The organism is Agriterribacter sp. (genome assembly GCF_035445465.1).
GTDB lineage: Bacteria > Bacteroidota > Bacteroidia > Chitinophagales > Chitinophagaceae > Agriterribacter.
The window spans coordinates 236926-255791 of record NZ_DAOMQT010000002.1 but is presented as its reverse complement, the minus strand read 5'-3'; the positions used below and the strand labels follow the sequence as shown (position 1 = coordinate 255791).

Annotated in this window: 18 protein-coding genes, 1 tRNA gene and 1 pseudogene; 14 read left to right on the top strand and 6 right to left on the bottom strand. The window is 42.4% G+C overall.

The features are described from left to right. Positions 1-47: 47 nt before the first annotated feature. From PLE34_RS21825 to yidD, 7 genes and pseudogenes are all read left to right on the top strand, one after another. Positions 48-1550: pseudogene (locus tag PLE34_RS21825) on the top strand (BamA/OMP85 family outer membrane protein); the annotation flags it as partial. A gap of 1478 nt (positions 1551-3028) precedes the next feature. Then, a complete protein-coding gene (locus PLE34_RS02315) occupies positions 3029-3541 on the top strand; it encodes an OmpH/Skp family outer membrane protein (protein WP_324553807.1) in 513 nt (170 codons plus the stop codon). Positions 3542-3625: 84 nt separating this feature from the next. Then, complete coding sequence (locus PLE34_RS02310; RefSeq protein WP_324553805.1) at positions 3626-4204, top strand: OmpH/Skp family outer membrane protein; 579 nt, start codon at positions 3626-3628, stop codon at positions 4202-4204. A gap of 89 nt (positions 4205-4293) precedes the next feature. Next, positions 4294-5118: a glutamate racemase gene (gene murI, locus PLE34_RS02305; RefSeq protein WP_324553803.1), complete on the top strand. Its 825-nt coding sequence runs from the start codon at positions 4294-4296 to the stop codon at positions 5116-5118. Between the two features lie 323 nt (positions 5119-5441). Beyond that, a complete protein-coding gene (gene rpmH / locus PLE34_RS02300) occupies positions 5442-5597 on the top strand; it encodes a 50S ribosomal protein L34 (protein ID WP_152267789.1) in 156 nt (51 codons plus the stop codon). A gap of 82 nt (positions 5598-5679) precedes the next feature. Next, positions 5680-6096 (top strand): ribonuclease P protein component, encoded by a 417-nt coding sequence (locus PLE34_RS02295; protein ID WP_324553799.1) that lies wholly within the window; start codon positions 5680-5682, stop codon positions 6094-6096. Then, positions 6071-6301 carry a membrane protein insertion efficiency factor YidD gene (gene yidD, locus PLE34_RS02290; RefSeq protein ID WP_324553797.1) on the top strand — a complete coding sequence of 77 codons (231 nt, stop codon included), beginning with the start codon at positions 6071-6073 and terminating at the stop codon, positions 6299-6301. The genes PLE34_RS02295 and yidD overlap by 26 nt, the downstream gene beginning before the upstream one ends. Positions 6302-6363: 62 nt before the next feature. On the opposite strand, the gene PLE34_RS02285 is transcribed toward yidD, so the two are convergent. Beyond that, positions 6364-6966 carry a superoxide dismutase gene (locus tag PLE34_RS02285; protein WP_324553796.1) on the bottom strand — a complete coding sequence of 201 codons (603 nt, stop codon included), beginning with the start codon at positions 6964-6966 and terminating at the stop codon, positions 6364-6366. Between the two features lie 329 nt (positions 6967-7295). Between PLE34_RS02285 and PLE34_RS02280 the strand changes: the two genes are divergently transcribed. Further along, positions 7296-7369 (top strand) — tRNA-Asn (locus PLE34_RS02280). Between the two features lie 1482 nt (positions 7370-8851). Next, positions 8852-9232, top strand: a complete 381-nt coding sequence (locus PLE34_RS02275) for a hypothetical protein (RefSeq protein WP_324553794.1) — start codon at positions 8852-8854, stop codon at positions 9230-9232. 206 nt (positions 9233-9438) lie between these two features. Here PLE34_RS02275 and PLE34_RS02270 read toward each other — a convergent pair whose 3' ends face one another. Further along, positions 9439-10077 (bottom strand): DUF6371 domain-containing protein, encoded by a 639-nt coding sequence (locus PLE34_RS02270; protein ID WP_324553792.1) that lies wholly within the window; start codon positions 10075-10077, stop codon positions 9439-9441. Between the two features lie 45 nt (positions 10078-10122). Between PLE34_RS02270 and PLE34_RS02265 the strand changes: the two genes are divergently transcribed. From PLE34_RS02265 to PLE34_RS02255, 3 genes are all read left to right on the top strand, one after another. Further along, positions 10123-10371, top strand: a complete 249-nt coding sequence (locus tag PLE34_RS02265) for a hypothetical protein (protein WP_324553790.1) — start codon at positions 10123-10125, stop codon at positions 10369-10371. A gap of 484 nt (positions 10372-10855) precedes the next feature. Then, positions 10856-11722, top strand: coding sequence for an OmpA/MotB family protein (locus PLE34_RS02260; RefSeq protein ID WP_324553788.1), 867 nt, complete (start codon positions 10856-10858; stop codon positions 11720-11722). 256 nt (positions 11723-11978) lie between these two features. After that, entirely contained in the window at positions 11979-12560 is a 582-nt protein-coding gene (locus tag PLE34_RS02255; protein ID WP_324553787.1) for an adenylate kinase, read from the top strand. A gap of 176 nt (positions 12561-12736) precedes the next feature. On the opposite strand, the gene PLE34_RS02250 is transcribed toward PLE34_RS02255, so the two are convergent. Next, positions 12737-13186, bottom strand: a complete 450-nt coding sequence (locus PLE34_RS02250) for a hypothetical protein (protein WP_324553785.1) — start codon at positions 13184-13186, stop codon at positions 12737-12739. A 155-nt stretch (positions 13187-13341) separates the two neighbouring features. Here PLE34_RS02250 and PLE34_RS02245 point away from each other — a divergent pair, with 155 nt between their 5' ends. Further along, positions 13342-14118: an enoyl-CoA hydratase/isomerase family protein gene (locus PLE34_RS02245; protein WP_324553783.1), complete on the top strand. Its 777-nt coding sequence runs from the start codon at positions 13342-13344 to the stop codon at positions 14116-14118. Positions 14119-14399: 281 nt separating this feature from the next. Here PLE34_RS02245 and PLE34_RS02240 read toward each other — a convergent pair whose 3' ends face one another. From PLE34_RS02240 to PLE34_RS02230, 3 genes are all read right to left on the bottom strand, one after another. Continuing rightward, positions 14400-15713 carry a gluconate:H+ symporter gene (locus tag PLE34_RS02240; RefSeq protein WP_324553781.1) on the bottom strand — a complete coding sequence of 438 codons (1314 nt, stop codon included), beginning with the start codon at positions 15711-15713 and terminating at the stop codon, positions 14400-14402. 221 nt (positions 15714-15934) lie between these two features. Next, complete coding sequence (locus PLE34_RS02235) at positions 15935-16402, bottom strand: DUF983 domain-containing protein (protein WP_324553779.1); 468 nt, start codon at positions 16400-16402, stop codon at positions 15935-15937. A gap of 90 nt (positions 16403-16492) precedes the next feature. Further along, a complete protein-coding gene (locus tag PLE34_RS02230) occupies positions 16493-17776 on the bottom strand; it encodes a UDP-N-acetylmuramoyl-tripeptide--D-alanyl-D-alanine ligase (RefSeq protein WP_324553777.1) in 1284 nt (427 codons plus the stop codon). Positions 17777-17885: 109 nt separating this feature from the next. Between PLE34_RS02230 and PLE34_RS02225 the strand changes: the two genes are divergently transcribed. After that, complete coding sequence (locus PLE34_RS02225; protein ID WP_324553775.1) at positions 17886-18782, top strand: aldo/keto reductase; 897 nt, start codon at positions 17886-17888, stop codon at positions 18780-18782. Positions 18783-18866: the final 84 nt, after the last annotated feature.

Genomic DNA, 18866 nt, shown 5'->3' with positions numbered 1-18866 from the left:
CATTTCAATTAATCCCGTTAATTTGCCGGGCGAAACTTATAAAACGGATGCAAAGAATCTGCACGATTTTTACGATTTTACTTGGATTAAGTTTTTTTTCAACCAAAACTAACGCTCAGGTAACAGATACAGTACCCACCACCTCTGTAGACCCTGTCTTATTAGGACTGTTTGACCAGGCTATTCCAAAAAAATATACCATTGCCGAAATTAAAGTCACCGGCGCCCAGTATTTTGATCCAAACTTAGTTACCTCTATTTCCGGCTTAAATGTGGGCGACGAGGTAAGAATCCCCGGAGGAGACAATTTTGCTAAAGCAATAGAAAAGCTATGGGGGCAAAACTTGTTTGCCGATATTGAAATATATATTACAAAAGTAGAAGGAGACAGGATATGGGTAGAGATCGCAGCGGTAGAACGTCCGCGCTTATCCAAACTTATTTTCCGCGGCATCAAAAAATCGGAAGCAACAGATTTAAAAGAAAAAGTGGGTATAACCGCCAGCCAGGTGGTAACGGAAGCCCGCAAACAAAATGCTATTGAGGCCATCCAGAAATTTTATACCGAGAAAGGTTTCCAGGGCGCAAAAATAACCGTGCAGGAACGGCCCGATACCGCTTATACGAACGGGGAAGACCTGATTTTCATTATTGAAAAAGGTGGCAAAGTAAGGGTAAATGATGTAATGGTTTTTGGTAATGAAAAGATCAACGAGCTGAAGCTTAAAAAGCAGCTAAAAGGTACAAAAGAAAAAAGCAGGCTTACTTTATTTGCCGATAAAAATACCAGCCCTTACGGCGAAAAAGAACCCATTTCATTTAAAGAGTACGTAAAAAACTTCGGTTTCCTTTCTCCAACCAAAACATTGGATTATTTAGATCCTTATTTCCGTTTCAAAGTATTTAGTTCTGCCAAGTTTAATGAAAAGAAATACAGGGAAGATAAAACCAAGATCATTGAATATTATAACTCCCAGGGTTACCGCGATGCCGTTATCGAAAAAGATACGGTATATTATAATGCAAAAGGAAACCTGAATGTTGCCATACAGGTAAATGAAGGACACAAGTATTATTTTGGCGATATTACCTGGAGAGGAAATACAAAATATTCCGATTCCATTTTAAATGTAATACTGGGTATCAAAAAAGGTGATGTATACAACTTGGAAACGCTGAATAAAAGAGTGGGTAAGGAACTTACGCAGGAAGGCGGTGATATCAGCGCCCTGTATGCAGATAATGGCTATCTCTTTTTCCGTGTTGACCCGGTTGAAACCTCTGTATACAACGATACCATTGATCATGAAATACGGATCACGGAAGGACCACAGGCTACCATAAAAAGAGTAACCATTGCGGGCAACGATAAAACCAAGGAGCATGTAATACGCAGGGAACTGCGCACCCTGCCCGGTGAAAAATTCAGCCGGCAGGAGCTTATCCGCTCGCAGCGCGAAATAGCTAACCTCGGCTATTTCAACCAGGAAAAAATTGGCATTAACCCGGTGCCTAACCCGGATGACGGAACGGTGGATATTAACTATACCGTTGAGGAAAAATCGTCTGACCAGTTAGAGCTTAGCGCAGGCTGGGGTGGCGGCATAGGGCTAACCGGAACCGTGGGCGTGGTGTTCAATAACTTTTCGTTGCGCAATATATTCAAAAGAACATCCTGGAGTCCGCTTCCGTCAGGAGACGGGCAAAAGCTCAGCCTCCGTTTCCAGAGTAACGGACGGTATTTCCGTTCTACTAACTTTTCGTTTACCGAACCCTGGCTCGGCGGCAAAAAGCGCAACTCCTTCACCCTGAGCCTATACAGCTCCAAATATGCCAACGCGTATGACCCTTATACAGGCAGGTATACCAACGCCAGGGCCGATTCGTCTTACCTCAAAGCTATGGGTGCCACCATCTCCCTGGGCAAACAGCTTAAATGGCCGGATGATTATTTTACACTTATTTACGCGTTGAACTATACGCAGTATAAATTGAAAAACTATCCCGGGTTTTTCCAGGGTTTATCAGACGCCACGTCCAATATCCTTAACCTGAAGCTTACACTGGCAAGATCATCGGTCAATCAGCCGATTTTCCCTACAGGTGGTTCCAGCTTCATGATCAGCGGCGCCTTTACACCTCCTTACTCGGCATTTAAGAACCCTAATTCCATTAAAACGGAAGACAAGTACAAATTAGTGGAATATCATAAATGGCGGGTAAACGGCGAATGGTATGTGCCGCTGGGCAAACCCGCAGGAGAAGAAAAGAACCGGCAGTTCGTATTAAAAGTTGCGGCCAAATACGGCTTCATCGGCAGGTATAATAAAGACCTTGAAATTTCTCCGTTTGAGCGTTTCCAGGTGGGTGACGCGGGACTGACCAATAACTTTGGTATACTCGGTTATGATATTATTGCGCACAGGGGTTACCCGGTATACGATAATTCAAACCCTACGATCAATCCCGACCAGCAGTCTACTACCAAGTTTTTTACCATTTTCAACAAATATACCATGGAGTTGCGTTACCCGTTCTCAACCAACCCCAGCAGCACCATTTACGGACTGGCCTTTTTTGAAGCCGCCAACGGATGGTATGATTTCAAAAACTGGAACCCGTTCCAGCTTCGCCGGTCGGTTGGTTTGGGTGCAAGGTTCTTCCTGCCCATGTTTGGTTTACTTGGCTTTGATTACGGGTTAGGGTTAGACAGGTTATCGGCTCCGGGCGCTACCTTTAAAGATGCAACCCGGTTTACCTTTATGCTTGGCTTTGAACCGGAATAGCGGAGATGGTGAAGGGTGAAAGGGAAATAGTGGAACATGAGACGTGAGTGTTGAATAACCCGTCGTTAGTATACTTTAGCTGATCGCTGACGGCTGAAAGCTAACAGCATACCCGGTTACTTTAAAAAGCTTATGTAACTTTAAATAAAAAGTGATGAAACGAAGCATGATACTTATTTTCTGATATAAAATAATGTATACGCGGAGTTACATCAGTCCATTAAAAAATAAAAATATACCTGATGAAAAAAATATTGTTTATTGCAGGCTTTTTGTGCCTGTCGGTACTTAGCGCGGATGCGCAACGATATGCTATTTTAGACACTAAATTCATCCTCGACCGGTTACCCGAGTACAAGGATGCGCAAAAGCAACTGGATCAGTTCAGCGAAGCCTGGCAAAAAGAGCTCGACGGACTGCAAACCAGGTTAGATAAGATGTACCGCGATTTTGAAGCCGAGCAGGTAATGCTGAGCGATGAGCTGAAGAAAAAGAGAGAGGATGAGCTGTTTAACAGGGAAAAAGAACTAAGAGACCTGCAGCGCCAGCGCTTTGGTTATGAAGGTGATCTGTTTAAAAAACGGCAGGAACTCATAAAACCCGTGCAGGATAAGGTATATAATGCCGTAGAAAAATTAGCGGTGGAGAAAGGATATGATTTTATTTTGGATAAAAGTGAGGGAATTACCGTTATCTTTGCCGACCCCAAATTAGACCGGAGTGAGGATGTTTTAAAAATGCTGGGGGTAAAATAAATAATTGTTAAAGCCTCCGGGCAATCAAACTAACGCAACCATATTCTCATCTATTAACTCATAAAAACAGAAACATTGACTTATATGAAAAAGGTTTTTTCTTTTGTTGCCATAACGTCAGCACTTTTAATATTGGGCAATACTGCCGGCGCCCAGCAGAAATTTGGACATGCCAGCTTAGAAGATATCGTTTCTATTATGCCTGATATCAGGAAGGCAGATTCTTTGTTACAAAAATTCCGTACAGATTCCTTAGAAAATACACTTCCTTTTTTCGTGAGCGAATATAAACGCAAGGATTCTATTGCTAAAGCGCCTTCTACTCCTGCCGCTATTAAACAAACCGTACAGCAGGAAGCTAACAATTACCTGTCTATCATCCAGAATTGGGACCAATATCAGCAAAGCGAAATGCAGCGGAAACAAGCAGAGGTGCTGAATCCCTATTTTGCAAAAGCATTTGAGCTCATTAGTACCGTCGCCAAAGAAAACGGCTATACCTGGGTATTTAAGCAGGATGCACTATTAGTAGCGCCTCAAACAGATGACCTGTTGCCCCTGGTAGCTAAAAAATTAGGGGTTAAGCTGCAACCCGGCGCCACTGGACTTGATAATCCCGCAAGTGAACCTGCGAAGCCGGCAGCAGGTGCTAAAAAGCCATAAGCATTAAATAATTATAGCATTATACGGCCGCTTCCTTTTGGGGAGCGGCTTTTTAAATGCAATTAGAGTAACACGGCTATCTTTGTTTCATGAAACAGCAACCCATTGGTGTTTTTGATTCGGGCTACGGGGGATTAACCATTCTAAAAGAGTTTATTCACATCCTTCCGCAGTACGATTATTTGTATCTGGGTGATAATGCCCGCGCCCCTTATGGCCCGCGTTCATTTGAAACGGTTTACCGCTACACGCTCCAATGTGTTCAATGGCTGTTTGCAAAGGGCTGCCCTCTGGTTATTGTTGCCTGCAATACCGCTTCAGCCAAGGCGTTGCGCACCATACAACAAAATGATCTTCCGAACATGAATTCCCAAAACCGTGTATTGGGCGTAATACGGCCTACCACCGAAACGATCGGAACCTTTACCCGGTCAAACGAGGTAGGTATACTGGCTACCGCGGGAACCGTGCTATCGGAATCTTATCTTATTGAAACAAAGAAATTTTACCCCCATGTTAACGTATACCAGGAGGCCTGTCCTATGTGGGTACCCTTAGTAGAGAACAACGAATATGCAAGCCCGGGAGCAGATTATTTTGTAGAACAACATGTAAAGAACCTGCTCGGGAAAGGTAAAGATATTGATACGGTGTTATTAGCCTGCACCCATTACCCGTTGCTGAAAGACAAGATCCGGAAATACCTGCCCGACCATGTGAGCCTGCTCTCGCAAGGCGAGATCGTGGCTAAAAGCCTGATGCAGTATCTTGAACGTCACCCTGAAATGGAAGCCCGCTGCGGCAAAGGGGGAACAGTACAGTTTTATACCACCGATTCAACTGAAGACTTTGATGCGCATGCCGCTACTTTTTTTGGAGAGCGCATTCATTCTGAGCAGATTAATATTGAATAAGCCGCAATTTGTAAAAGCTTTCTTATGAGAATGTTTTAGGTATACTCTTTTCGCCGCAAATTCACAGTATTTTCAGCGTTGAGGTAGGTGGCCTTAAAAAATCTTTGTCTTTGTATGCTTTTGTGCGCTTTGCGTGAAACAAACGCAGGGGTAATGATTTTCAAAAAAAGGCCGGAAATTAATTTTGAACACTTACCTTTGCCGTCCTTTCATCCAGCCTTAACAGAAAGGGCGTGGTGGCCCGTTTGGAAAAGGTAAATGATTTTGAAACCCGGTTCGCTTCTCCCGAACTTTTATTTCAAAAAGTGAAAAAGTAAAAAATAATGAAACGTACATTTCAGCCGCATAAACGTCGTCGTAAATCAGTTCATGGCTTTCGCAAACGCATGCAAACCGCCAACGGGCGCAAGGTTCTGGCCAGTCGCCGTAAAAAAGGACGTAAGAAACTGACTGTTTCCGACGAGAAAATAGCGAAATAATATAAGCCCTGCCTGAGTGCATCGGTCTTTAAATAAGTAATAGCCCCAAAACGGGGCTATTTTTGTAATATATTAGTATCGTTTGAAAAAAGCTTTTACATTAAGCAGGCAGGAGCGGCTCAAAAGCCGTAAGCGCATTGAGCAGTTGTTCAGGGAAGGGAGAAGTATTTCGGTTTTCCCGTACCGGGTACTGTATCTGCCGGTTGCTGTTGCCGATACCCGGTTACCCACAGCTTTACAGGCAGGGGTGGCAGTAAGCAGCAAACATTTCAAAAAAGCGGTTCATCGCAATAAGATCAAAAGGCTTACCCGGGAAGCCTATCGTTTGCAAAAGGCCGGATTGCAGCAAAAGCTAATTGAAACGGGTAAACAGGTTATGCTTTTCTTTATCTATACCGGCCGGGAGTTGCCGGATTTTTTGCTGGTAAAAGAAAAAGTACAGGTAATTTTGGATAAACTTATTCGGGTTATTGATGAAAACCGTTCGGCGCATACTTAGTTTGCCATTCATAGGGCTGATCAGGCTCTATCAAATATTTATTTCACCCATACTGGGGCCTAAGTGCCGGTTTACACCTACCTGCTCCCAGTATGCCTTAGAAGCACTTAAAAAATATGGCATTTTCAAAGGCATATGGTTGGCCGCAAAGCGCATTGCCCGTTGTCATCCCTGGGGCGGACACGGGTACGACCCGGTACCATGAAGAAATTTGAAATTTCAAATTATATAAAAGCCGCCCCGGGAAAAGGCGGCTTTTATATTTTCTTATGCTTTTTCAAATTTTTCTTCTACTTTTTTCCAGTTAATTACATTCCATATTGCTGCCAGGTAATCGGGACGTTTGTTCTGGTATTTCAGGTAATAGGCATGCTCCCAAACATCCACGCCCAGGATAGGTGTGCCCTTTACTTCAGCAACATCCATGAGGGGATTGTCCTGGTTGGGGGTGCTGGATACTTCTAATTTGCCGTCTTTTACGATCAGCCATGCCCAGCCGCTTCCAAAACGTGTGGCGCCTGCCGCGCTGAACTTTGTTTTGAATTCATCGAAGCTGCCGAATGCGGAGTCAATAGCGGCCGCTAACTTTCCGGAAGGTTTGCCTCCTGCATCGGGGCCCAGGATTTCCCAGAAAAAGCTATGGTTCCAGTGACCACCGCCGTTGTTGCGTACCGCCGGGCTGATCGTTCCGGCTGCTTTAACCAGCTCTTCAAGGGATTTATTTTCGTTGGGCGTGCCCGCTATTGCTTTGTTAAGATTGTCAACATAAGCCTGGTGATGCTTACCATGGTGTATTTGCATCGTTAAAGTGTCAATATGAGGTTCCAGCGCGTTGTGCGCATACGGCAGTGCCGGTAATGTAAAAGCCATAATACTATAGTTTAAATTTGAAAATTAATTTTTCGCTTATGGTGTTTTCATCAGGATCGGCATTTTATCACCGGTTAAATCGTTTATTTTTCAAACGGCAAAAATGTATGTCTCCGGGGTAGGGCAGGGAAAATTGAAAAGGGATGCTATGGTAACCGGGTCACAAATTTACTGCTTAAGTTGATACGGAATTTATTTTATAGATATGTTGGCTATTTATTAATAGTACCATACAAATAAGCCCGCATTACATTTCAATTCAGGCGATAAAAACATTTGTGAAATTGTTTGCAGGATCACACCAAAAAACCTATTTTTGCCGCCCTTATTCCTCCTTAGCTCAGTTGGTTAGAGCATCTGACTGTTAATCAGAGGGTCTCAGGTTCAAGTCCTGAAGGGGGAGCACAATACAGCAATGGGTTTCATAAAAATGAGACCCATTTTTTTTTACGCATTCCGACACAATTCCGACACAATTAGCCTTTGTATTGTTTATTGGATTGTAAACAGATTGAAGCTTCGATACTTTATAAGAAAAATCCGCTAACGATTTTACTCATTAACGGATAGCTGCTGCTGACCTGTATGCCATGAATTTACAAAATGCGCTTCATCTTTTCTCTCTTTTGTGGAGCTTAAATTTACTCTTCGTTTATTACGATATCTGGGAATATTAGCCCAATTAACAATAGAAAGAGGAATTGAATAGCATTGAAAAACAGTACGCTGGAAAATTTGGAAGGTTAAATCCTATATATTAATCTCAGCGCTAACATTCTGACGAAATATTTTGCAGTAAAAATGCCGATATTTTTTCGGGAAAATGACTATTTTGGCTTTTTCAAAAAAATAATAGGCACTCCGTACAAATCTCCAATTAAGCTACCTATACTGCTTAAAATATCCTCAACAGAGATGTTTTCCAATTCGGGAATACTATCTAACTGTTCTGACACCTTTTTTAATGAATGGGATAAGGGACAAATTATTTAGTGCATTTTTAATAATATCAAACTACTCCTGCGATAATGAGGCAAAATCTGTAAAACCAGACACGTACCTATCTGGGATGCTGTTTATAAGCGGCATAATGTGTAGATAATCAATTAAGGCAATAATAAATATATGCAAAGGTATTGACAATATAGTAACTTTATTTAAAAGCAAATATAAAATGAACAAAATGCCTGACCGATCAAGAATCAGGTATTTCCCTTACTTCATTAATACGTTACCGTCACAAAAACGAGTGCAAATAATTAACATACTGATTGAGGTGAATAGTTTGCGTACTATTTGCCTCAATGACTGATGTATCAATAATAAACCAAACTACTGGTTAAAGTTGGTCAAACCTACCAGTTCTTTCACGATGTAGCTTTAAGAAAGGTTGTTGTAAAACCTACTCAGCTTAACGCGAAATCAAATGAAATATTTTCAAACTGATACACTATGGAAAAGCATGAAAAAAATAAAGGATAGCTTAGTATAAAATAGCTTTGAGTCTTTTTATTACACCTTAACCAATGTCATATTTCTAATGAGTTTACAAACTAGACAATTTCAGCTTACCGATGCTTTAATAATAGGATATTTCTCAGTGGTGGGATATTTATTGGCAATGTCCAAAGAATTTGCATACTTAGATTATTTCAATATCCCCAGCTATTTTGCTAACACAAATATTTTAGACTCTGTTCGCAACATGTTACTGATTATACTAGATTTAATCGTGACATATTTATTGTATAATTAGATATTTAGCTATACAGATCGGTTATTACTACGTTATAAATCCAGTGAAAAAAACCGCGAACGAAAAATATTATTCATAGAACTATTTAGTTTCATTACCCCATTATTATTGCCATTCACTTTTTTTTTCATGGCAACGAATGATGCAGTCAATCTAGCCATTTTCTCCACAGTTACTTTTCTTATATTTCTCGGCGCTCAAAATCTTGAATTACAACTAAAGAAAAGAAATGTGACAGTAAATCATAAGTTAATCTTTCAAGTTCGATTTAATATAGTTTGGGTTGTTGCAAATTTTATTATTTTCTGGTCAGCTGGCATCATTCATGCTAAGACCCAATCCGAATTTCTCACTTTCGACGAAGGCAAAACAGTTGTAATATATGTTGGGGCCGATAAAATATTTACTACACCCATTATAGACAACAAAATAGCAAATATTGAAGTATTTTCAATTGTTAGTTTAAATAATATGAACTATCACTTCAAAACAATAACTATTAAAAGATAAATAGTCATCAATATGTTTGATATAAGGTATCATAAAAACTGAAAAGAAAAATAATGTTGTATGCTTTGGGTAGTTGGATTGATTCCTCAAACAAGAGAATAGCTGGGCTTTAACAATTCATACAAGTTATTTAAAATTCCAAACTGCCAGCTACGCTTTTTTTTATTCCAATCAATGACCCATCCCGCAAAGCCTCAAATCATTTATCATTCAAAACACAGCTGTTGGTTTGTCGTGAAAGTACGTTCAAGTTTTCTAAATATCCTCCAATCAATCCGGGTTAAAAAATCGGCAAGATCAAGTCCCTTTTCTTTTTCTGCAATGCCTGCAAGGTTTTGGATTAAGTCGGAAACTTTAAAATTAGTTCCTTGCATTTCTTTTTGAAATTGCTTTGCCTTACTGCTCCAATTATTATGAGCATTTAAATCAGGGAATAAAACAACTTTGCGCCCATGCAATACCTTGCATTTTTCAATATTTAAGCTACTCAGATTATAAACTGCTAACCATAGAAAATTTTTAGGATTATCAAGTAATCCAAAGTATAAAGTTGCTATTATTGCCGTCTTAGGAGCTTCTACTAATGCAATAGGGTTTATTCGATACTTAGTTAATAAATGTTCGCCAAACAAGCAGGAAACCTTTGTATCATTTTTTAAATAGCTGTTTAACCAGTCCGGTAAAGGCTTGCTGTTATCTTCACAATATCTTTGATAAATAGAGTGCAAAAAGTCGGTGCTGATAGTATGATTCTTTTCATTAAACTGCTTTGCCTGAATCGTCCTAACATTGCCACTAATATCAATGAAAGGAAATGTGATTGCCGCCGATAAAATACCATTCACAGAACGAAGATCAAAACCAGGTACCTTTGGTTAATTACTGCTGTTATGAATGAATGTTTTGAGCTGCCGGTGCATTATAAAGGCGAAGAACTGCTATTACCTGCGGAATTGCAGGCATGGGGATACAGTTACCGGATACGGGTAAGCGTGAATGACCAGGTCATTACTTTTGAACCCGATGAAGAATGCAACTACAGGGCGCTCACAGATGATACAGGAAAAATACCCGATATAGAGCTGATCAGGTCGGTTGCCAATAGCATTCATTCTGCGTTCAACGAAGCGGAAGGTTAATACAATTGCCGGAAGCCACAAACAATGGCAAATGGAAGCAATATTAACCGAACCATCCTGCACAATGCTTCCCGGATGGATTCATAAGTAAGATATTTCACCTATGTGAAAATTGAAAAATCCGGTGCCGGCACAGTTTATCCTGCTATTTGATTAAAATATACTATAAAAAAACCGGAATATCCTTTCCGGATAGGCCCATATATTAGAATTTCGCGTAAAATTGTGATGCTACATTAGTATATAATTTTACTTAATATCTCATAAGTGGCATAACATCAAAAGATAACCTAAAGATTTCTATAAGGTAGATTTGTTTTCTCATGTTGATCCTTCTACCAGGTCTGCGAGGGTTGTTTCTACAGCACTCTAAATTTTTATCTTTTGCTAATTTCAATGGCAAGCCGTCAATGGATAAAAGCGTGCATCTTTAGTGTTTGCACTATCTTGCAATATATTATTTATTCATCATAAATTTTATTTTATGAAACTCCGGTTCCTGGCGGTTACTATAATAAGTACACTTTTCCTTTTCTCCTGCGTAAGCAGCAAAAAATTCAAAGCAGAGCAGGCCAAAAATGAAACCCTCAATACAACGTATGTAAGCGTTCAGCAAAGCCTTAAAGAATGTACGGACGCAAGGGATGAAGCTACCCGTAAGAACGGGGCCTTACAAAAAGAAAATGATAACCTGAAGGACCAGGTGGCCTACCTCAAAGAAAATAACACCCAGGCGCTGAAGCAACTGCAGGATCTTTCTGTTATTTCCGCATCGCAGGCCGAAAGCATAAAGAAGTCGCTGGATAATATCGGATCAAAGGATGTATATATCCAGGGACTGCAATCCGCCATATCCCGCAGGGATTCGCTGAATATGGTGCTGGTGATGAATTTAAAAGGCGCTATCGGCAACTTAGATGATGAAGACATTAACATTAGGATAGACAAAGGCGTGGTATACATTGACATTTCAGACAAGCTGCTGTTCAGAAGCGGCCGTTATGAAGTAACCCCACAGGCCAAAACGGTTTTGGGCAAGGTAGCCCTGGTACTGAAGAATCAACCCGATATTGAATTCATGGTGGAAGGGCATACAGACAATGTACCTTACCGCAGCGGGGTGCTGCTTGATAACTGGGATCTTAGTGTTAAAAGAGCCACTTCCGTTATACGCATCCTGCAAAATGAATACGCGCTCGATCCTTCCAAAATGGCTGCAGCCGGCAGAAGTGAATACCGGCCGATAACAGATAACACTACCGCCGAAGGAAGGGCCGCCAACCGGCGCACGAGGATCGTTATTCTTCCGCAGCTCGACCAGTTCTTTCAATTGCTTGAGCCCCAGTCGTAAGGGAGATTGAATACGCTAAAACATACCCTGTACAACTAAATTAAAAACCTGAAAATCTTAGACGTTTACAGGCTGCCGCTAATGGCTGATACCTTTGTCTGCAACATGTAACAAGCCACAAACTCTTGCGTTCCGGGCTTTCCTATGTACCGGCTGCAAAGAAAAATGACCTGTTTATGTACGATTTTCCACAATTGTTAAGAGATTTCTAAAGCTGTTCCTTTATATTTGGCCTTCACCCAAGGTTAAAACATACATGTTCAATTTAATTTTATTTGGCCCTCCGGGAAGTGGAAAGGGTACACAATCTGAAAAATTAATAGCGAAATATGGGTTAAAGCACCTTTCTACCGGCGATTTGCTGAGAAGTGAGATTGCCGGTCAAACACCCCTGGGGCTGGAAGCGAAAAATTTTATGGACAAGGGGCAACTGGTTCCCGATGAAGTGGTCATTGGTATGATCAGTTCTGCATTAGATGCCAACCCTGAATCTGCCGGTTTTTTGTTTGACGGGTTTCCGCGTACCGAAGCCCAGTCCGAAGCCTTAGATAAACTACTTAAGCTTAAAAAAACAGGCATACACCTCATGCTGGCCCTCGAAGTGAGCGAAGAGGAACTAATATCGCGTCTCCTGAACAGAGGAAAAACATCGGGTAGAAGCGATGATGTTAATGAAACGATTATTCGCGACCGCATTGCAGAGTATCATAAAAAAACATCGGCTGTTGCAGACTATTACAAAAAATTTGATAAAGTAAAACAGGTTAAAGGCGAAGGCACTATTGACGAAATATTTGATGCCCTCTGTAAAGAGGTGGACAGGAAGAGGGGTAAGTAGTAAGTGGTAAGTGGGTTACAAGCTGCAGGTTACAGGGAACAGGGAAAGCCCGAAGTTGTAAATCCGAATATTAAATTTCGAAATCCGAAACGAATACAACCAAAAACGATAAACTAAAAACCGAAGGTGGCTATCAGCTATAAGCTAATCAGCCAGGCAGTTGTTTATCCATCAGCTTACTCCACTACCCGTTTTGCCTTTTCAATGCTTTTAAAGATCCGTGCATTAACGCTATCTATCTTTTCTTTTTCACTGCGGTAAAAACTAACCTTCTCAGCCTCGGTACTGCCTGCTTTATCGGGATCAAAATCCTGCATCCAGCGGTTCATCAGCTCTTCTGCATGGGTAAGTTCCTGCAATGCGGAATCCAGCGCCGGCTGCAAAGCAGTTTTGCTTTTTAAAGCTGCCAGCGAGTCTGTTCTCTGTTGTATCAATTGCTGGTAACGGGCTATTTCTCCCATTTTTGCCATCCCTGCATCGTGCCCTTCCATAGCCGCCTTATATAAAGTGTCGGATAGTGTTTTGGGAATGGAGGCGTTATTTTGCTCTTCTGCACCGCGGGAGGAAGCATTGTTATTACAGGACAGGGCAAGTGCTGCTGCCATAATTAAGATCGCTGTTTTCATTATGCGGAATTTTAAAAAGGTTGCTGTAAAGATAGCCGGAAGCGCTTGAAAATTAATTTTAAACTGCTGTATCTGATTTTTTGCTGCAGATTTTATCTGTAGTAATTTGTGTTGCCATTTACGCCGCTCATGAAGCATCATTTAATCAACAGCATATGATACATGAAATACAGGAAGGATATGTGAAAGTTGAAGCCCAAAGCGGGGGAATAACTATTATCGAGTTCTTTCACCCGCAGGGTAATTCGCTGCCCGCCGCTATATTAAATGAGCTTGCCCAGGAAATACATAGCGCGGGTCTGCAAAAAGAAACGAGAGTAATTATTTTGCGATCGGCGGGGAATGGGGCATTTTGCGCCGGCGCTTCTTTTACGGAACTTAGTGCCATTACAACCGCAGAAGAAGGTAAAAAGTTCTTTAGCGGCTTTGCCCATGTTATTAATGCCATGCGCAAATGTCCTAAATTAATTATAGCCCGGGTGCAGGGTAAGTGTGTTGGCGGCGGAGTTGGGCTTGCAGCGGCTGCCGACTATGCTATTGCCTTGGAAAGCGCCGATATAAAGCTGAGTGAATTATCCATAGGACTTGGACCTTTTGTGGTAGGCCCGGCCATACAAAGAAAACTGGGGCTAAGCGCTTTCAGCCAGTTAGCTATTGACGCTGCCATGTGGCGCCCGGCCGACTGGGCGCGCCGGAAAGGCTTATTTGCAGAGTTGCATCCCAATGCAGAAGCTATGGATGAATCTGTACAACGGTTAGCCAATGAACTGGCGCATGCCCATCCTGAAGCCATAGCAGAAATGAAAAAAGCTTTATGGGAAGGAACCGAAAACTGGGAGGAACTGTTACAGCACCGTGCGGCTGTCAGCGGCACATTAGTAACCAACTCATTTACAAAAGAAGCGCTCGAAAAACTGAAGAAAAAAGAATAGGGTTGGTATATAGAATGACTGCCGGCAGATAGCTGATAGTCAGAAGCACGAAGCCGGAATTTTGAAATGCTAAGGAATACAAAGTACCAGGAACCAAATCACAAGAACCAAATAAAATTCAAATATTAAATCCGAAGCCGAAAATCTAAAATTCTGGAGGCTGGCTGTTGGCAGATTGAAACGATATTCACTGAAACATGCAACTTGAAACATGCAACCTGCATAAATCTCAAATCTAAGATCTCAAATTTCAAATTCTTAAGCCTGAACCTCACACTTCCCTACACAAACATGCTCAGCAGCATTACCCCGCCAAGACCAACAATGGCAACAATGGTTTCCATGAGCGACCAGGAGCGAATGGTATCTTTTACGCTCAGGTTGAAATATTCTTTAAACAGCCAGAATCCGCCATCGTTTACATGCGAAAACATAAGGCTGCCCGCACCGATAGATAAAACCATCAGGTTGGGATCTACGCCGCCCTGCAGCACCATAGGGGCAACAATGCCGGCAGTGGTAAGTCCGGCAACGGTGGCGGAGCCAATGCAGATGCGTATAATGGCCGCGATGATCCATGCTAATAACAGCGGATGCAGGGGCCAGTGATGCAGCGCCTGGGCTATGTCGTTACTTACACCGCTCGCAGTAAGCACTTCTTTAAACGCTCCCGCTCCCGCAATGATCAGCAGTATCATAGCAATATCCTTTACAGCGCTTTCATATATCAGCATGATTTTTTTCATGGACATGCCCGTGGATATGCCCAGTGAAAATGTGGCTACTGCCAGCGCTATCAGCATCACGATCATGGCATTGCCGAAAAAGGCGGATATATCATGCAAAAATGTTGCGGAAGGAAAAATAAAAGGTAAAACTGTAGTAACAATAAGCAATACAACAGGCAATAAAGAAGAAAAAAGGCTGTTGGCCAAACCGGGCAATTTTTCTTCCGGCAAAATAACCGGCTTAAATGTTTGCAGCGGAACAGAAACAATTTTCTTTAATGTTTTGGAATAAACAGGTCCTGCTATAATGATAGCGGGGATGGCCACAGCTAAACCATACAGCAGGGTAAGCCCCATGTTGGCGTTAAACTGTGTTACCAGCGCTGCCGGGGCGGGATGCGGAGGCAGATAACCGTGGGTAACCGATAAGGAAGCCAGCATGGGCAAACCAATATATACAGCAGGCAGCTTATATTGATAGGCAACAGAAAAAATAAGGGGAACCATTAATACGAACCCTACATTATAAAACAGCGGTATGCCTATTATAAAACCGGTGATCATTAACGCCCACTGTATGTATTTTGCGCCAAAAACCTTCATTAAGGAAGATGCAATTTGCTGTGCGGCGCCGCTTTCGGCCACTAATTTTCCCAGCATGGCGCCCATCATAATTACGCCGGCCAGGGCGCCCATGGTATCACCCATCCCTTTTTCCACGGCTATAGCCAACTTATTCAACGGGATGCCCAGCAGCCATCCGGCAAGAAGGGATACTACCAAAAAAGCGAGGAAAGCATTTGTTTTGCCCCAGGTAATAAGCAATACAAGCAGCAGAATGCAGCCGGCAATGATAAGCAGTGTCATATATAAAAGCGAATTGGATGCTGATTTGATTTCCCTCATCACCTGCTGCCGCACAATCGTTATCGTTTGCTAATATAAGCAATGGAAATTAAAGTATGTCGTTGTTATCTTCCCTGTTGCTGGAATGATACCGTTTACAACCACAGCCGGTTCATATAGTTTGAATTAAGGAAAAACCGGATTTGTCATTCACTACTGACAATTGACTATTCACTAAGGCTTTACCAGTTATTCATTTGTTCGGGAACAATACGCTCCGTACTTTCCGGTGAAACATTATTAATCCTCCAGTCGGGGTCGTATTTTACAAACCACGAAAGCCAGAGACTGCGTGAGAGGCGCATGAATATGGGCTGCAAAACCACCAGCAAAACAGCATTGGTGATGCCCCACCATAATAAACGGAAATCACCTTCCTGAACCGAAATACCAATGAGCAGCCACCAGGCAATAAAAGTAAAAATGCTAAAGCTCACGGTAAGGCCATAGCTTACATAAGCCGTTCCGTAATAAAAACCTACCTCAATTTCGGTAGGCTGGCCGCATACCGGGCATGTGCGATGCATTTTAAGAGTAGTTTGTAGTTTGTAAGGATTACTGCTTTTAAAAATCCCACCTCTGCGGCAACGCGGGCAACGGTTATCCAATGTTGAAAATAAATAGCCGGGGTTCTTTTCTTCTGCACTCATTCAGCATTTTTTACAAAGGTCCTTATTCCTGTTCAAATAAAACGGTTAAGGCCGCTAAAATAGCATAATGATTTTGATAATAGGTTGTGGCTATAATATATCAACAATGATTTCCATTTGCATGCTGCGGGAGCCTTTTACTAAGTACACGCTATTGGCTGCCGGATGTTGCTGCAGCCATTCTTTTGCTTCTCCGACTGTATTAAAAAACCGGAAAGGATGTGTGATACGGGCAAAATCGCCACCCACCAGTATTACTTCTTTCCATAAATAATGATTCAGCAGCTCAATAAGCACTTCGTGCTCTTTTGCGCTCTCCTTACCCAGCTCCATCATGGCGCCCAGTACAAGAATCTTATTGCTGCCCGGCGTTGCCGCAAAGTTTTCTATAGCGGCTTTCATGCTGCTGGGGTTGGCATTATAGGCGTCTAATATAATGGTATTGCTGCCTTTTTCTATGAGCTGGGATCTGCTGTTCGAGGGATGATATGCCTCAATGGCTGCTTTTATCGTATCGTCACTGATATTAAAATACCTGCCTGTTGCCACAGCAGCCAGTATGTTTGGAAGGTTATAATCTCCCACCAGCCTTGAACGAATAATACTATTTTCTTTTCCGTTCGTTAAAGCTACTTCCAGGAAGGGGTGTGTTTTATATATGTTACCTGTTACTGCGGCGCCGGAAGTGCCATAAGTAAAAATATGCGGTATGCCTTTGCTCATGGTGTTCAGGTAATCGTAGTCGCGCATAACAAAGGCGGTACCACCGTGCAGCTTCAGGTAATCGTACAGCTCGCCTTTGGCCTTTCTAACGCCTTCAATGCTTCCAAAACCTTCGAGGTGGGCTTTGCCGCAATTGGTAATAATGCCATGGGTTGGTTCAGTGTATTTGCAATAGCCCTCAATTTCTTTCAAATGATTGGCCCCCATTTCAATGATGGCCATTTCCGCGTCGGGTTTAATGCTCAGGATAGTAAGCGGTATGCCTATATGGTTATTGAGGTTACCCCGGGTAGTATAGGTTTTGTAGGTGGAGGAAAGCACGGCATGAACCAGCTCCTTGGTAGTGGTTTTGCCATTGCTGCCGGTAATGGCAATAAAAGGTATGCTAAACCTCCGGCGATGGTAGCCGGCGAGTTGCTGAAGCGTAGCCAGCACATCATCTGTAAGCATGATCCTTGTATCTTCAAACCCCGGTGCTTCATCTGCTATTACATATGCCGCTCCTGATCCGAGCGCCTGCTTTGCAAAAAGATTTCCGTTAAAATTCGGTCCTTTCAATGCAAAAAAAATATCTCCTTTTTGCAGTTTCCTGGTATCTGTTTGTACCGAAGGATACTGCAGGAATAATTGATAGAGTTCGTCAATTTGCATAGCGGTAAAGGTAAATATAATCATTCCAAAATACGAAGCGCGGTACCTGCAGAATTCTGTTTGGACTTACGGCCAGGAATCTGAACTTTGTATAAACAAAAGAACAGGTATGAACTACCATCTTCTGGGAAAATCATCGTTAACCGTAAGCGAAATCGGTTTTGGCTGTATGTCTTTAGGTGATAATGACGCAGATAATGCGCGGCTCATACACAGCGCCATTGAGGGCGGGCTGAATTATTTTGATACGGCCGATATGTACCAGAAAGGCCTGAACGAAACCACCGTTGGTAAAGCGCTGCAGGGTAAAAGAGACAAAGTGATTCTGGCAACCAAGGTGGGCAACCAGTGGCGGCCCGATGGCAGCGGATGGGAATGGAACCCTTACAAGCACTATATAATCAGTGCGGTGGAACAAAGCTTGAAGCGGCTAAACACCGATTATATTGACCTTTACCAGTTGCATGGCGGTACCATCGGCGATCCTGTAGATGAAACCATTGAAGCCTTTGAAAGCCTACAGGCGGCAGGTAAGATACGGTATTATGGTATTTCGTCTATACGCCCCAACGTAATCCGCGAATATGTAAAGCGATCACATATAGCCAGTGTAATGATGCAATACAGCGTGCTGGACCGACGCCCCGAGGAAACCTGCTTTCCGCTATTGCAGGCAAATGATATTGCCGTGCTGGCACGGGGCAGCCTGGCCGGAGGACTGCTGGTGAACAAACCCGTAAAAACATATTTAAACTACTCAGAAGATGAGGTGTACAAAGCGCAGTCTGCTGTGCACGCCATTTCCGGCATAAACCGCAAACCCGCACAAACTGCCATCCGGTTTGTATTGCAGCAGCAGCCGGTTACCGCTGCCATTGTTGGGATTAGAACGATGGAACAACTGAACGATATGATTGCCGCCACGCATACGCCCTTACTTACAGATAATGAAATGATTTATTTGCGTGCATGCATTCCCGTAAACTATTATGAGCAGCACAGGTAACAGTTTGCCGGCTGAATAAAAATGAAACGATTTGCACAGGCGGGAAAACGAACATAGGTATGCGGTTTCTATGCACTTAGTGTG